The following is a 12,822-nucleotide window of genomic DNA, read 5'->3' as shown; positions in this document are numbered from 1 at the left end:
TGACTACTTCTCGGCCGACGCGGCGTCGGCCAGGACGGGCATGTCCTCGCGATAGTAGCCGCAATGCGAGCAAACCATGTGCGGGCGCTTCAGCTCGCCACAGTTCTTGCACTCCACGAACGCCATGGTCGGCAGCGCGTGGTGCGAGCGACGCATGTTGCGACGGGACTTCGAAACCTTTTTCTTGGGAACTGCCATGACGATCTCCAGAACGAGGGCCGCACCCGCCAATACAAGCAGGGCATGCCCCCAGAAATGCTGCAGCCGCGCTCTACGGGCGCGGCGGGCGGCCTTCTCTAGCCAAAACGTCTCACCGCCGCAACAATTTACCGGCCGCGGGGTGGCTTGTCCTTCAACGCCGCCAATCCGGCGAAAGGATGCCGGCGCTGCTCGGGCGCCGAGCGGCGGGCGCCGCCCTTCGGCTTGGGCAGCACATCTTCGAGTTTGATCCCGGGCCGCCGCGGATAGGGATCGGCCGTCAGCGACAATTGCTCGGCGACGATTTCGCCGACATCCAGCATGTTTCCCTCCAAGGGCTCCGGTGCGTCTCCCTGGGCATTCAACAGGGCCTCTCCGCTCTCGGGATCGCGGTCTTCCGTCAGGTTCTCGGCGAAGACGAGGCGGAAGGCATCGTCCAGTTCCTGCGTCACCGGGTCGAGGCTCAAGATGCAGGCCTGCACGATCCGCCCCTTGAGACGGCCCTCGACGATGATCTGTCCGCCCGGTTTGCGGTCCACGGACACGCGCGCCGAAAACGCCGGGAGGTCCAGGAACCCGAAGCGCTTGGCCAGCGCCGCGCGCTCGCTCTCCGAGGTCGAAATGTCGAGGGCGGCGCCGCTATTGCCGAGCTTCTCGAGGTCGACCATTCTCTCGATCTCTGATTTGCTTTTATTTTCAATATTTTGCGGCATCTTCTTAATTCACTTTATCAAGCCGTTGCGGGGCGTCGCATCGAGGGATCGTACATAGGCCCTGATATGGGCTTCGAGCCGACCGACAAACTCGGAATCCTGAGGCGGCCTACCGCCATAGGCGTTGCGGCGCAAGACCTCGGCAAGCGGGGTGGGTCCATCGTTCAGCGCCTCGCGGTAGGCCAGCGCCCGACCATGAAACCCTTCGGCCATGATCTTGATACGCCGCCCTACTCCCAGATCCTGGATGCCGATCTCGCGCAAAGTGAGATCGAGATGTCGAAACATGGCGTCGAAGAAGGCCTGGGCCAGGGCCTCGCCATCGGGCTCCCGGCGCAGCCGGTCGATCATCAGCGCGGCATGGAGCGCCAGAGAGTCGAAACGACCGTCCAGAGTGTCGGGTATGCCGCAAGCTTCGAAGAGCTCAGGCGCGCGCGCCTGCTCGGCCACCTGGCGATAGATGGCCATGGCGAGTTCGTCCTCGGGCTTTCGGCGACGGAACACGAACGACTTCCTTCCCAATTCAGTGGGCAAGCGGTTGACCGGCGCCCCTCACCACGACATCTTGCATTCCCTCTTCCCCCAAAGCCAAGAAGCAGTCCATGCGTCGCACCGCCCCGCTCGCCCTTGCCAGCGTCCTCGCCGTCTCTGCCGTCGTCACCCTTGGCGGCTGTGAGAACACCGTCGACATGCGTGGCTTCGCCGCGACGCCGGGATCCGTCGAAAAGCTCGAAGTCGGCGCACAGAGCCGAGAGGACGTGGTCCGCCTGATTGGATCGCCTTCGGCTGTGGCGACCTTCAATCCGAACGTCTGGTACTACATCAGCGAGACGCAGGAATACTGGGCCTACACCAAGCCCCGGATCAGCTCTCAGAAGGTGATCCAGGTCACGTTCAACGAAGCAGGTCGCATCGACGCGATCAAGAATTACGACCTGAAGGACGCGCAGGACATTCAGATGGTCTCCCGCATCACCCCCACGTCGGGCAAGGAGCTCACGGTCCTCGAGCAGGTCCTGGGCAATGTCGGCCGCTTCAGCGGTCCGAAGGGCCAGGGTACCAACCCTGGCGCCCCGACCAGCGGCGGCGGCATCTGACGCCAGTTCGTCTCCTGGCCCGGCGCCAGCGAGGATCCTCAAAGAAAAAGCCCCGGTCCTTCGACCGGGGCTTTTCCGTTTGAGGTTCCGCGTCCGCTCAGTGCGCCAGGACGGCGAGGAGCAGCAGGGCCACGATGTTCGTGATCTTGATCATCGGATTGACGGCCGGGCCGGCCGTGTCCTTGTACGGGTCGCCGACGGTGTCACCGGTGACCGCCGCCTTGTGAGCGTCGGATCCCTTGCCGCCGAAATGGCCTTCCTCGATGTACTTCTTGGCGTTGTCCCAGGCACCGCCGCCCGCCGTCATCGAGATGGCGACGAAGATACCGGTGACGATCACGCCGAGCAGCATGGCGCCGACCGCCGCGAAGGCATCCGAGCGATTGGCGATGGCCGCGATCACGAAGAAGAGCACGATCGGCGACAGCACCGGCAGCAGCGACGGGATCATCATCTCCTTGATCGCCGACTTGGTGAGCATGTCGACGGCGCGGCCGTAATCCGGCCGGTCCGTGCCCGCCATGATGCCGGGCTTCTCCTTGAACTGGCGACGCACTTCCTCGACGACCGACTGGGCGGCGCGGCCGACGGCCAGCATCGACATGCCGCCGAACAGGTACGGCAGCAGGCCACCGACCAGCAGGCCGACCACGACGTACGGATTCTTCAGCGAGAAATCGACCGATTTGACGCCCAGTTTGCCGGCGGCGATGAAGTAGTCGAGGTCCGACGTGTAGGCCGCGAACAGCACCAGCGCACCGAGGCCGGCCGAAGCGATGGCGTAGCCCTTGGTGACGGCCTTGGTGGTGTTGCCGACTGCATCGAGCGCGTCGGTGTTCTTGCGCACTTCCTTCGGCAGGCCGGCCATTTCGGCAATGCCGCCGGCATTGTCGGTCACCGGGCCGTAGGCATCAAGGGCAACGATCATGCCCGCGAGCGCCAGCATGGCGGTCGTGGCGATGGCGATGCCGAAGAGGCCCGCGAGGATGTAGCAGGTCACGATGCCGGCGCAGATCAGCAGCGCCGGGCCCGCCGTGGCTTCCATCGACATCGCGAGACCCGCGATGACGTTGGTGCCATGGCCGGTGACCGAGGCCTGCGCCACGGCCTTCACGGGGCGATAGTCGGTGCCGGTGTAGTACTCGGTGACCCAGACGATCAGGCCGGTGATGGCGAGGCCGACCAGCGAACACCAGAACAACGACAGGCCGGTGAACGAGCGATCGCCCACCGTCAGGACCGTGCCCATGCCGACCAGGCGGTCGGTGGCAAAGTAGATGGCCGGGATCGACAGCACGGCGGCCACGATCACGCCCTTGTACATCGCCCACATGATGTTGCCGTCCGAGCCGAGACGGACGAAGTAGGTGCCGATGATCGAGGTGATGATGCAGGCGCCGCCGATGACCAGCGGATAGGCCATCAACTTGCCGACGAGGACCGGATCGGCCGCGAAGAAGATCGAGGCCAGGACCATGGTGGCGACGGTCGTCACCGCATAGGTCTCGAACAGGTCGGCCGCCATGCCGGCGCAATCGCCGACATTGTCGCCCACGTTGTCGGCGATGGTCGCCGGATTGCGGGGGTCATCCTCCGGAATGCCCGCTTCGACCTTGCCGACCATGTCGCCGCCGACGTCCGCCCCCTTGGTAAAGATGCCGCCGCCGAGACGGGCGAAGATCGAGATCAGCGAAGCGCCGAAGCCCAGCGAGACCAGCGCATCGATCATGTCGCGGCTGCCGCCGGGGATCCCCATGTTGAGCAGCACCGCGTAGTATCCGCCGACGCCGATCAGGGCGAGGCCGGCCACCAGCATGCCGGTCACCGCGCCAGCCTTGAAGGCGAGGTCGAGACCGGAGGCCAGGCTCTTCTGCGCCGCCACCGCGGTGCGCACGTTGGCGCGGACCGAGACGTTCATGCCGATGAAGCCCGTGGCGCCCGACAGAACGGCGCCGATCAGGAAGCCGATGGCGGCGAACTTGCCCAGCAGGAGAGCGAGAACGACCAGGACGACGATGCCCACGATGCCAATGGTGGTGTACTGGCGGCGCAGGTAGGCAGCCGCACCCTCCTGGATGGCTTGCGCAATTTCCTGCATGCGTGGCGTGCCGGCATCGGCCGCCATAACCCGTGACGCGGTAACGACGCCATACAGCACGGCTATCAAGCCGCAGCCGATGACGCCCCAAAGAACCGTGGACATGTTTCCCTAACCTATTGTTTTTTCGTCTCTTTTACGCACATCGCGACCTGAAGCACGCGAACTCCCCCTGGACGCGAGGTACCTGGAAAAATGACAGATGGCCCGTGGGCGCGCAACCGCAGACGAGGAAAAGCCTCGTTGCCTCAAGGGCTTGGCTTCAAACGCGTGACGGATTGCGCAGCCGGTAAATGCCGATGACCATCAGGGCGATCAGAACCAGGACCAGCGCCACGTAGTTCAGCGATGCCCAGCCCTTGAGTTCGAGCACGACACTGGCCATCAGGCTGGCCACCGTGGTGACGCCGAACACCATGAAGTCGTTGAAGGCCTGGGCCTTGCCGCGCTCCGCCGGACGGTAGGTCGTGGTCAGAAGCGTCGTCGCGCCGACGAACAGGAAGTTCCAGCCCACGCCGTTCAGGGTGAGTGCCCCACGGAAGTGCCATTCGGTGATGCCCGTCAGCGCGACCATCACCCCTGCCACCAGCAGCACGATGCCGGCGATCATGACGTTGAACACCCCGAAGCGCGCGATCAGGTGACCGGTGAAGAAGGACGGGATGAACATGCCCATGACGTGGACGAAGATCGTCACCGGAGCCTCGGTCGCCTTGAGCCCGCATTGCACGATGGCGAGCGGCGAGGCCGCCATCACGAAGGACATCACGCCGAAGGCGATCATGGCACCGGCGCAGGCCACCATGTAGGTCGGCTGGGTCACGATCTGGGAGAGCGGACGCTGCGGTCCGGCGGTGTCCTCGACCCTGACCTGGGGGAACTCGATGAATCCCAGCACGATGAAGACGAGGATATGAATGAAGATGACGGCGACGAAGCTCGCCTGGAAGAGCGGCTGCCAGAGATCGGGCGTGAAACGCGCCAGGCTGGGGCCCAGGATGCCGGCGAGCACGCCCCCCGCCGTGACATAGGAGATGGCCTGCGCGCGATGCGGCGCTGGCGCCAGTTCGACGGCGGCAAAGCGATAGAGCTGCATGTTGGCGATGCCGTAGCCCAGGAACAGGCCGCCCAGGCACATCACCGGGAAGCTGCCGAGCCCGAGCCCGATGGCCGCCAGCGACGACCCGACCATGCCCATCACGGAACCGCTGCGGAAACCGAACTTGCGGCCGCGCCGCATCATCAGCAGCGATGCCGGGAACACCGACAGCATGACGCCGAGATGCTGCATGGTCACCGGCAGGTTGGCCCACATGCGCATGTCCGGCGAGACGATGGTGAGCACCGCCAGCGCCGAGGAGGCGAACATGAGCGTGTTGCTGCTTTGAGTCAGCGCCTGGCACATTGCCAGCAAGGCGATGTTGCGCATCGACCGGCGCGGCATGCGCCCGTCGGAGTTTGCCGGCGCTTCCTGCACCTTCGATGATCCATCCATTGGGCCGGCACTCTAGTCAGGAGCCCTGCCCGCGCCATGGCGCGCCGCGCAGTGCAGCTATGAGGATGTGTGATTCGCTAGAAGTGAACGTATCCCTTGCGCAGGGCCGCGATCGACCGGCCGTTCGCCATTACGGCAACTCCGCTGCCGCGGCCAAAGCGGCCGATGCACGTGACCTGAATGCCGGCCGCGCGCGCGGCGGCCTGGAGCGCGGTCCGGCGGCGCATCGGCACCGCCATCACGAGCTCATAGTCGTCACCGCCGCCCAGGACGTTCGCCCACAGGCGGGAATCCGCCAACACCGCCGCACGGGCGGCGGGTGACAGGGGCACGTCGTCGCGTTCGATGCTCACGGCCAGGCGGGAGGCGTCGGCGACATGGCCGGCATCGGCCAAGAGACCGTCGGAAACGTCGGCCATCGCCGTCACGACACCCGTGAGACTCGGCCCCAGCGCACTGCGCGGCTGTGGCAGGCGATAGCGATCCTCGAGCACCGCGCGCTGCCGGTTCGTCAGCGCGGGAAGCCCCCCCTGTGCGGCGAGCAGCCCGAGCGCCCCGTCGCCGATCGTGCCGCTCACCCAGAGCTCGTCCCCTGCCCGCGCGCCGGCGCGGGTCACACCCTTGCCGCGAGCGACGCGCCCGAAGGCGGTAATCGTGATCGTGAGCGGCCCGGGCGTGACGACCGTGTCGCCGCCACAGAGAACGATCCCGAAGCGACGCTGGTCGGCGGCCAGGCCCTTGGCGAAGGCCGAGACCCAGGCCTCCCGCCAGGTCGATGGCAGAGCGAGCGAGAGCTGGTAGACGAAGGGGGTCGCGCCACCCGCGGCAAGATCGGACAGGCAGACCCGAAGCGCCTTGGCGGCAATGCGCCCGGGCAGATCGTCGGCCAGGAAATGGACACCCGCGACAACCGTGTCGGTCTTGACCACGAGGTCATGCCGCGCATCCGCAGGCAGGAAGGCATTGTCGCTCTGGAGCCCGCCCGCCCCGTCGAAGTCGCGGGCGAGCGGCGCGAAGTAGCGGGCGATCAGTTCGAATTCGCCGAGCCGACGCGCCCGCGCCATGACGCTCTACTTCTGGTCGGACGGCCGCGCCTGGCGCGCCACGCGGTCGAGAACGGAGTTGATGAAGCTCGGCTCACCCTTGTCGTAGAAGGCGTGGGCGATCTCGACATACTCGTTGATGACGACGCGCAGCGGGACATCGGGGCGGTGCGCGAGCTCGTAGGCCCCGGCGAGCAGAATGGCACGCACGAGACGGTCCACGCGCGCCCACGTCCAATCCTCAGCCAGCGACGCCGACACGAGCGTCTCCAGCTCGTCACGCTTGCTCGCGGTGCCCTCGACCACGTCCTTGAACAACGGCCGGTCGGCGTCGCGGCGCATGCCGCCCTCGCCGGCTTCGCCCGTGCGGACCTTCAGGAACTGCTCGACGATCTCGGCCGGGGCGTCCTGCCCCTCCTGCCATTGATAGAGCGCCTGCACCGCCGCCAGCCGTGCGGCCTGGCGACGGCTGGGGCCGGCCGGCTTGGCGTCGCTCACGATTTTTTCCAGCGTCGGCCGAGAGCCACCATGGCGAGGCAGGCATGGGCCGCATCGCCGCCCTTGTCGCCGCGGTCGGTATAGGCGCGTGCCCGGGCCTGCTCGACATTCTCGACCGTCACGATGCCGTAGCCGATCGCCAGCTTCTTCTGAACCGCGAGGTCCATCAGCCCGCGCGCGCTCTCGCCGCAGACATAGTCGTAATGCGTCGTCTCGCCCCGGATCACGCAGCCCAGGGCCACGTAGCCGTCGTAGCGCTTGCCCTTCTTGGCAGCCGCCAGCGCGATCGCACCGGGGATCTCGAAAGCACCAGGAACGACGACCCGTTCCGACTTGGCGCCATTCTTCGCGATCTCACGCTCGGCGCCTTCGATGAGAGCATCGGCGATGTCGGCGTAGTAGCGCGACTCGACGATCAGGATGCGCGCGCCCTTGACCCCGGCGACCGCCGGCCGGGCGGTCGGATTTTCCGTCCGTGTCGACATGGTCAGACCTTTGCGCGGCCGGGAACCGGCTTCTGGGCGACGATCTTGAGGCCGAAGCCCTCGAGAGCGACGACGCTCTTCTGCGAATTGCTGAGCAGCACCATTTCCTTCACGCCGAGATCGAGCAGGATCTGGGCGCCCACGCCGTAGTCGCGCAATTCCTGCCCCGACGGTTCGATCGGTTCGCCGGCGCGGCGGCGCTGCTCGGCCAGAACGACGGTGAGCGGCTCGCGGATCAGCACGATAACGCCGCGGCCTTCCTTGGCGATCTCGCGCATCGAAGCCTCGATTTCGCCGCCCCGGCCGCCGCTGCGCTGGCCCAGCGTGTCGGTGAAGAGGTTCACCGCATGCATACGGACCATGACGGGACCACCCGCCGCGGGGTCGCCCTTCACCAGCGCGACGTGCTGCGCCATCGTCACCTTGTTCACATAGACGACGCATCGGAAGTCGCCGCCCCAGGTGCTGTCGAGCGTGGTCTCGCTGATGCGCTTGACGATCGAATCGTAGCGACGGCGATAGGCGATCAGGTCGGCGATGGTGCCGATCTTGAGGCCATGACGCTGCGCGAAGGTGATCAGGTCGTTTCGACGGGCCATCGTGCCGTCGTCGTTCATGATCTCGCAGATCACGCCGGCCGGATTGAGCCCCGCCAGACGGGCGAGATCGACGGCAGCCTCGGTGTGGCCGGTGCGCTCCAGCGTGCCGCCGTCGCGGGCAACCAGCGGAAAGACGTGGCCCGGGGTCACGATGTCCTGCGGCCCGCAGGACGGGTCGATCGCGACAGAGACGGTGCGCGCGCGATCGGCGGCCGAGATGCCCGTCGTCACGCCCTCGCGGGCCTCGATGGAGACGGTGAACGCGGTCGAGTGACGGGTGCGGTTGTTCTGCGACATCAGCGGCAGGCCGAGTTGCTCGACCCGTTCGCGCGTGAGCGCCAGGCAGATCAGGCCGCGCGCATGCCTGGCCATGAAGTTGATCGCCTCGGGACTGGCCCACTGGGCGGGAATCACCAGGTCGCCCTCGTTCTCGCGATCCTCATCGTCGACGAGGATGAACATCCGGCCCTTGCGGGCTTCCTCGATGATGTCCTCGGCAGCGGCCTTCACTTCGCTGAAGGTGATCCGCCAAGCGTCCTTTTCGAGCGCACTCATGATTTCTGATGCTCCAACAATCGCGCAACGTAACGCGCGAGCATATCCACCTCAAGGTTGACCCTCTGGCCGACCCGGGCCTGGCCCAGCGTGGTGACGGACTGGGTGTGTGAAATCACGTTCACGCCGAAGCGATTGTCGTCCACTTCATTCACTGTGAGCGAGATCCCGTCGATCGCAATAGAGCCCTTCGCCGCAACGAAACGGGCCACTTCCGGCGGCGCCTCGAACACGAAGCGCACGCTGCCGCCTTCCGGCGTCAACGAGACGATCTTGCCCACACCGTCGACGTGACCGTAGACGAGATGCCCGCCCAGCTCGTCGCCGAGCTTCAACGACAATTCGAGGTTGAGGCGGCTGCCGACCGTCCAGTCTCCCAGATGCGTCTTGTCGAGACTCTCGGCCGAAACCTCGACGGCAAACCGGCCTGCGCTTTTTTCGATCACCGTCAGGCAGCAGCCCGAACAGGCGATCGAGGCGCCGATGGCGATCGGCGTCATGTCGTGCTTCGTGGCGATGACGAACCTGCGATCGCCTGCCTTGCCGCCGGGGTCGACCGAGACGATCTCGCCGATGTCAGTCACTATGCCTGTGAACATGGCCGCTACTTAGTCCTCCCGCCGCCAGGTTTCCAGCGTGTCGCCCTGCAGTTGCCGCGCCGAAACCAGCCGGAACCGGGGCGCGGAACCGAGCCGTGCAAAATCCAGTCCGCCGACCGCAGTGCGGCCGTCTCCGCCGAGCACGAGCCCTGCCCGGTAGCTTGAAATGCCGTCGACCAGCCCCGCCTTCAGGAACGACGCCGCGACCTGCCCGCCGCCCTCGACCAGGACCCGGGTGAGCCCCCGTGCGCCCAACGCCCGTGCGCCCGCCAGAACATCGATCCGGCCGTCGCTGCCACTATCGACCTCGACGATCTCCACGCCAAGCTCGCTCAGCGCATCCCGGCGATCGGCCGGAGCGGCCTTCGTACACAGCAGCCAAACCGGCGTAACCCGTGCCGACGCGGCCAGTTTCGACCGGGCCGACAGCCGCGCCTGCGAGTCGAGGACGATGCGGACGGGCGAGCGTGCCCCCAGGCCCGGCAGGCGGCAGGTCAGTTCCGGATCGTCGGCTTCAGCCGTTGCGGCGCCGACCAGGATCGCGTCGTGGATTGCCCGCAGCCGGTGGCCGTCCCGTCGTGCCGCCTCGCCGGTGATCCATTTGCTCTCGCCCGAGGCGGTCGCGATGCGGCCGTCGAGCGAGCCGGCCATCTTGAGATGGAAGAGCGGCCGGCCCTCCCGGACCCGTAACAGGAAGCCGGCGTTGATCTCGGCCGCCTGGGCGGCGCCCTCTCCGATCTGCACGGCAAGTCCGGCCGCCTTCAGCCGTGCATGCCCCTGCCCCTTGACCCTTGGATCGGGATCCTCGAGCGCCGACACGACGCGCTCGATGCCCGCCGCCACCAGCGCATCCGCACAGGGCGGCGTCCGGCCGTGGTGCGAGCAGGGTTCCAGGGTGACGTAGGCCGTGGCGCCCTTCAGCGACTGACCGGCCTGCGCAGCCTGCGCGATCGCATCGGCTTCGGCATGCGGGCGACCGCCCTCCCGCGTGCGGCCGCGCGCCAGCACCTGACCGTCGCGCACAATCACGCAGCCGACCGCAGGGTTGGGCCAGGTGGTCCCCAGAGACCGGCGCGCCAGCGCGAGCGCCGCGCGCATCATCGGCGTCAGTCCTTGAAGTGGGCGGTATCGGCGAGGTCGGAGATGAACTCCTCGAAGTCGCGGGCCTCGCGGAAGTTGCGATAGACCGACGCGAACCGGACGTAAGCCACCGGATCGAGCGCGCGCAGCGCGTCCATCACCAGTTCGCCGATCTGCGTCGACGGGATCTCGCTCTCGCCGGAGCTCTCGAGCCGGCGAACTATTCCGTTCACGACGCGCTCCATCCGCTCCGGATCGACCGGCCGCTTGCGGCACGCGACCTGGATGGAACGCGCCAGCTTGTCACGGTCGAACTGCACCCGCTGTCCGTTCTTCTTCACCACCGTCAGCTCGCGCAACTGCACCCGCTCGAAGGTCGTGAAGCGCGAGCCGCAGGACGGGCAGTAGCGCCGCCGGCGGATCGCCGAATTGTCGTCGGTCGGCCGCGAGTCCTTAACTTGTGTGTCCTCGTGACCGCAGAATGGACAGCGCATCTCGTTCTCCCGTTCGTTCCGGCTTGGCGCCTTGTCAGTCGCGGTAGATCGGGAAGCGCGCGCACAGGGCGTGGACCTTGGCGCGAACCTGGGCCTCGACCTGGGCGTCTCCGTCCGGACCGTTCTTGGCGATGCCGTCGAGCACGTCGGCGATGAGATGGCCGATCTGCTGGAACTCGGCGACGCCGAAGCCGCGCGTCGTTCCCGCCGGCGAGCCGAGCCGCACGCCCGACGTCACCGTGTACTTCTCCGGATCTCCCGGAATGCTGTTCTTGTTGGTCGTGATGCCGGCGCGATCGAGCACCTTCTCCGCCGACACGCCGGTCGCCTTCTTCGGTCGCAGGTCGACCAGCATGACGTGGCTGTCGGTCCCGCCCGAGACGATCTTCAGCCCGCGCTCCGTCAGCGCGGCGGCGAGCGCACGCGCATTGTCGATCACGTTCTGGGCGTAGACCTTGAAGTCCGGCTTCAGCGCCTCGCCGAACGCCACGGCCTTGGCGGCGATGATGTGCATCAGCGGGCCGCCCTGCAGGCCGGGGAACACGGCGGAGTTGATCTTCTTCCCGAGCTCGGCATCGTTCGACAGGATCATGCCGCCGCGGGGGCCGCGCAGCGTCTTGTGCGTCGTCGTCGTCACGACATGGGCATGCGGCAGCGGGCTCGGGTAGACGCCGGCCGCGACGAGACCGGCATAGTGCGCCATGTCGACCATGAAGTAGGCGCCGACCTCGTCGGCCACCTTGCGGAAGCGCGCCCAGTCGATGTGCCGCGAATAGGCCGAGGCGCCGGCGATGATCACCTTGGGCTTCTCGCGGCGGGCCGCCTCTTCCATCTGCTCGTAGTCGATCAGATGCGTGTCGGGCTTCAGCCCGTAGGACACGACCTTGAACCACTTGCCCGACTGGTTGGCCGGCGAGCCGTGCGTGAGATGCCCGCCCTGGTCGAGCGCCATGCCGAGGAACGTGTCGCCCGGCTGCAGCAGTGCCATGAAAACGGCCTGGTTGGCCTGCGCGCCGGAATGCGGCTGGACGTTGGCGAACGAGCAGTCGAACAGCTTCTTCGCGCGCTCGATGGCCAGATCCTCGGCCTTGTCGACTTCCTCGCAGCCGCCGTAATAGCGGCGACGCGGGTAGCCTTCCGCGTACTTGTTCGTCAGCACCGAGCCGGCCGCCTCGAGCACCGCCCGCGAGACGATGTTCTCCGAGGCGATCAGCTCGATCTGCTCACGCTGGCGATGCAGTTCGCCCTTCAGCACCGCGTCGATCGCGGGATCCGCTTCGGCGAGACTCGTGGTGAACATCGGCAACGGCGACTGTGCCGTGCTGGCAGCGGCTTGGCTCATGATACTCAACCCTTCGAAAGCTTGTCGACGCGGCCGGCATGGCGGCCGCCTTCGAACTTCGTCGCGAGAAAGACCTTCAACGCCTCGCGCGCAACCTCGATACCGGTCAGGCGCTGGCCGAAGGCGATGACGTTCGCATCGTTGTGCTCGCGCGACAGGCGCGCCGAGGTCACATCGTGCGCGAGGACTGCGCGAACCTTGGGATTGCGGTTTGCCGCAATCGAAATGCCGATCCCGCTGCCGCAGACGAGAACGCCGCGCTCGGCCTTGCCCGAGGCAATGGCGTCGCCCATCGCTCTTCCGAAGTCCGGATAGTCGACGGATGCGGTCGAATGCGTGCCGAGGTCCAGCACTTCGTGACCCGCTTCCTGCAGGTCCCGTTTCAGACTTTCCTTAAGGTCGAAGCCGGCATGATCCGACGCGACCGCGATGGTGCCACCCGGCATTTCGACGATCGACCCCCTCTAGCTATTGAGCCCCCCGATACCATATCCGGGGCCGCGATGTCACCGTTTCGCAAAATCGT

At 66.5% G+C, this 12,822-nt stretch carries 15 protein-coding genes; 1 reads left to right on the top strand and 14 read right to left on the bottom strand.

The annotated features are described in order from the left end of the window. Positions 1 to 3: 3 nt before the first annotated feature. The 3 genes from rpmF to ACP15H_RS08380 all read right to left on the bottom strand — a co-directional run bounded on the left by rpmF (position 4) and on the right by ACP15H_RS08380 (position 1,379). Positions 4 to 198 carry a 50S ribosomal protein L32 gene (gene rpmF, locus ACP15H_RS08390; protein ID WP_425065747.1) on the bottom strand — a complete coding sequence of 65 codons (195 nt, stop codon included), beginning with the start codon at positions 196 to 198 and terminating at the stop codon, positions 4 to 6. Positions 199 to 326: 128 nt separating this feature from the next. Beyond that, positions 327 to 866, bottom strand: coding sequence for a YceD family protein (locus ACP15H_RS08385; RefSeq protein ID WP_425065746.1), 540 nt, complete (start codon positions 864 to 866; stop codon positions 327 to 329). A gap of 54 nt (positions 867 to 920) precedes the next feature. Then, on the bottom strand, positions 921 to 1,379 hold the full coding sequence (locus ACP15H_RS08380) for a ubiquinol-cytochrome C chaperone family protein (RefSeq protein WP_425065745.1): 459 nt from the start codon (positions 1,377 to 1,379) through the stop codon (positions 921 to 923). 134 nt (positions 1,380 to 1,513) lie between these two features. On the opposite strand from ACP15H_RS08380, the gene ACP15H_RS08375 reads away from it, so the two are divergent. Beyond that, entirely contained in the window at positions 1,514 to 2,008 is a 495-nt protein-coding gene (locus tag ACP15H_RS08375; RefSeq protein ID WP_425065744.1) for an outer membrane protein assembly factor BamE, read from the top strand. Positions 2,009 to 2,105: 97 nt separating this feature from the next. Here the strand turns inward: ACP15H_RS08375 and ACP15H_RS08370 are convergent, their stop codons facing one another. From ACP15H_RS08370 to rpiB, 11 genes are all read right to left on the bottom strand, one after another. Then, positions 2,106 to 4,211, bottom strand: coding sequence for a sodium-translocating pyrophosphatase (locus tag ACP15H_RS08370; protein ID WP_425065743.1), 2,106 nt, complete (start codon positions 4,209 to 4,211; stop codon positions 2,106 to 2,108). Positions 4,212 to 4,368: 157 nt separating this feature from the next. Continuing rightward, entirely contained in the window at positions 4,369 to 5,601 is a 1,233-nt protein-coding gene (locus ACP15H_RS08365) for an MFS transporter (RefSeq protein WP_425065742.1), read from the bottom strand. Positions 5,602 to 5,678: 77 nt separating this feature from the next. Continuing rightward, positions 5,679 to 6,665, bottom strand: coding sequence for a thiamine-phosphate kinase (gene thiL, locus ACP15H_RS08360; protein ID WP_425065741.1), 987 nt, complete (start codon positions 6,663 to 6,665; stop codon positions 5,679 to 5,681). Between the two features lie 6 nt (positions 6,666 to 6,671). Beyond that, a complete protein-coding gene (gene nusB, locus ACP15H_RS08355; RefSeq protein ID WP_425065740.1) occupies positions 6,672 to 7,142 on the bottom strand; it encodes a transcription antitermination factor NusB in 471 nt (156 codons plus the stop codon). Further along, positions 7,139 to 7,627 (bottom strand): 6,7-dimethyl-8-ribityllumazine synthase, encoded by a 489-nt coding sequence (locus ACP15H_RS08350; RefSeq protein ID WP_425065739.1) that lies wholly within the window; start codon positions 7,625 to 7,627, stop codon positions 7,139 to 7,141. Before ACP15H_RS08350 ends, nusB begins: the two co-directional genes overlap by 4 nt. A 2-nt stretch (positions 7,628 to 7,629) precedes the next feature. Further along, the gene (gene ribB / locus ACP15H_RS08345) at positions 7,630 to 8,781 is read right to left on the bottom strand and encodes a 3,4-dihydroxy-2-butanone-4-phosphate synthase (protein ID WP_425065738.1); all 1,152 of its coding nucleotides are present in this window, start codon (positions 8,779 to 8,781) and stop codon (positions 7,630 to 7,632) included. Then, positions 8,778 to 9,380: a riboflavin synthase gene (locus ACP15H_RS08340; RefSeq protein WP_425065737.1), complete on the bottom strand. Its 603-nt coding sequence runs from the start codon at positions 9,378 to 9,380 to the stop codon at positions 8,778 to 8,780. The genes ribB and ACP15H_RS08340 overlap by 4 nt, the downstream gene beginning before the upstream one ends. A 9-nt stretch (positions 9,381 to 9,389) precedes the next feature. Next, a complete protein-coding gene (gene ribD / locus ACP15H_RS08335; protein WP_425069873.1) occupies positions 9,390 to 10,478 on the bottom strand; it encodes a bifunctional diaminohydroxyphosphoribosylaminopyrimidine deaminase/5-amino-6-(5-phosphoribosylamino)uracil reductase RibD in 1,089 nt (362 codons plus the stop codon). Positions 10,479 to 10,486: 8 nt separating this feature from the next. Further along, positions 10,487 to 10,954 (bottom strand): transcriptional regulator NrdR, encoded by a 468-nt coding sequence (gene nrdR, locus ACP15H_RS08330; RefSeq protein WP_304850666.1) that lies wholly within the window; start codon positions 10,952 to 10,954, stop codon positions 10,487 to 10,489. 34 nt (positions 10,955 to 10,988) lie between these two features. Further along, complete coding sequence (glyA, locus tag ACP15H_RS08325) at positions 10,989 to 12,296, bottom strand: serine hydroxymethyltransferase (RefSeq protein ID WP_425065736.1); 1,308 nt, start codon at positions 12,294 to 12,296, stop codon at positions 10,989 to 10,991. A 5-nt stretch (positions 12,297 to 12,301) separates the two neighbouring features. Further along, positions 12,302 to 12,742 carry a ribose 5-phosphate isomerase B gene (gene rpiB, locus ACP15H_RS08320; RefSeq protein WP_425065735.1) on the bottom strand — a complete coding sequence of 147 codons (441 nt, stop codon included), beginning with the start codon at positions 12,740 to 12,742 and terminating at the stop codon, positions 12,302 to 12,304. Between the last annotated feature and the right edge of the window lie 80 nt (positions 12,743 to 12,822).

This window comes from Reyranella sp., assembly GCF_965249915.1.
In the GTDB taxonomy this organism is placed as follows: domain Bacteria; phylum Pseudomonadota; class Alphaproteobacteria; order Reyranellales; family Reyranellaceae; genus Reyranella.
The sequence above is the reverse complement of the archived record's forward strand: the minus strand, read 5'-3'. Positions and strand labels throughout refer to the sequence as shown.

Excerpts from the sequence above, each read along its gene's own strand:
- ACP15H_RS08370 (WP_425065743.1), bottom strand. The coding sequence starts at position 4,211 with ATGTCCACGGTTCTTTGGGGCGTCATCGGCTGCGGCTTGATAGCCGTG.
- nrdR (WP_304850666.1), bottom strand. The coding sequence starts at position 10,954 with ATGCGCTGTCCATTCTGCGGTCACGAGGACACACAAGTTAAGGACTCG.
- rpiB (WP_425065735.1), bottom strand. The coding sequence starts at position 12,742 with ATGCCGGGTGGCACCATCGCGGTCGCGTCGGATCATGCCGGCTTCGAC.
- ACP15H_RS08375 (WP_425065744.1), top strand. The coding sequence starts at position 1,514 with ATGCGTCGCACCGCCCCGCTCGCCCTTGCCAGCGTCCTCGCCGTCTCT.
- glyA (WP_425065736.1), bottom strand. The coding sequence starts at position 12,296 with ATGAGCCAAGCCGCTGCCAGCACGGCACAGTCGCCGTTGCCGATGTTC.
- rpmF (WP_425065747.1), bottom strand. The coding sequence starts at position 198 with ATGGCAGTTCCCAAGAAAAAGGTTTCGAAGTCCCGTCGCAACATGCGT.
- ACP15H_RS08365 (WP_425065742.1), bottom strand. The coding sequence starts at position 5,601 with ATGGATGGATCATCGAAGGTGCAGGAAGCGCCGGCAAACTCCGACGGG.
- thiL (WP_425065741.1), bottom strand. The coding sequence starts at position 6,665 with ATGGCGCGGGCGCGTCGGCTCGGCGAATTCGAACTGATCGCCCGCTAC.
- ribB (WP_425065738.1), bottom strand. The coding sequence starts at position 8,781 with ATGAGTGCGCTCGAAAAGGACGCTTGGCGGATCACCTTCAGCGAAGTG.
- ACP15H_RS08340 (WP_425065737.1), bottom strand. The coding sequence starts at position 9,380 with ATGTTCACAGGCATAGTGACTGACATCGGCGAGATCGTCTCGGTCGAC.
- ACP15H_RS08385 (WP_425065746.1), bottom strand. The coding sequence starts at position 866 with ATGGTCGACCTCGAGAAGCTCGGCAATAGCGGCGCCGCCCTCGACATT.
- ribD (WP_425069873.1), bottom strand. The coding sequence starts at position 10,478 with ATGCGCGCGGCGCTCGCGCTGGCGCGCCGGTCTCTGGGGACCACCTGG.
- ACP15H_RS08350 (WP_425065739.1), bottom strand. The coding sequence starts at position 7,627 with ATGTCGACACGGACGGAAAATCCGACCGCCCGGCCGGCGGTCGCCGGG.
- ACP15H_RS08380 (WP_425065745.1), bottom strand. The coding sequence starts at position 1,379 with ATGGCCATCTATCGCCAGGTGGCCGAGCAGGCGCGCGCGCCTGAGCTC.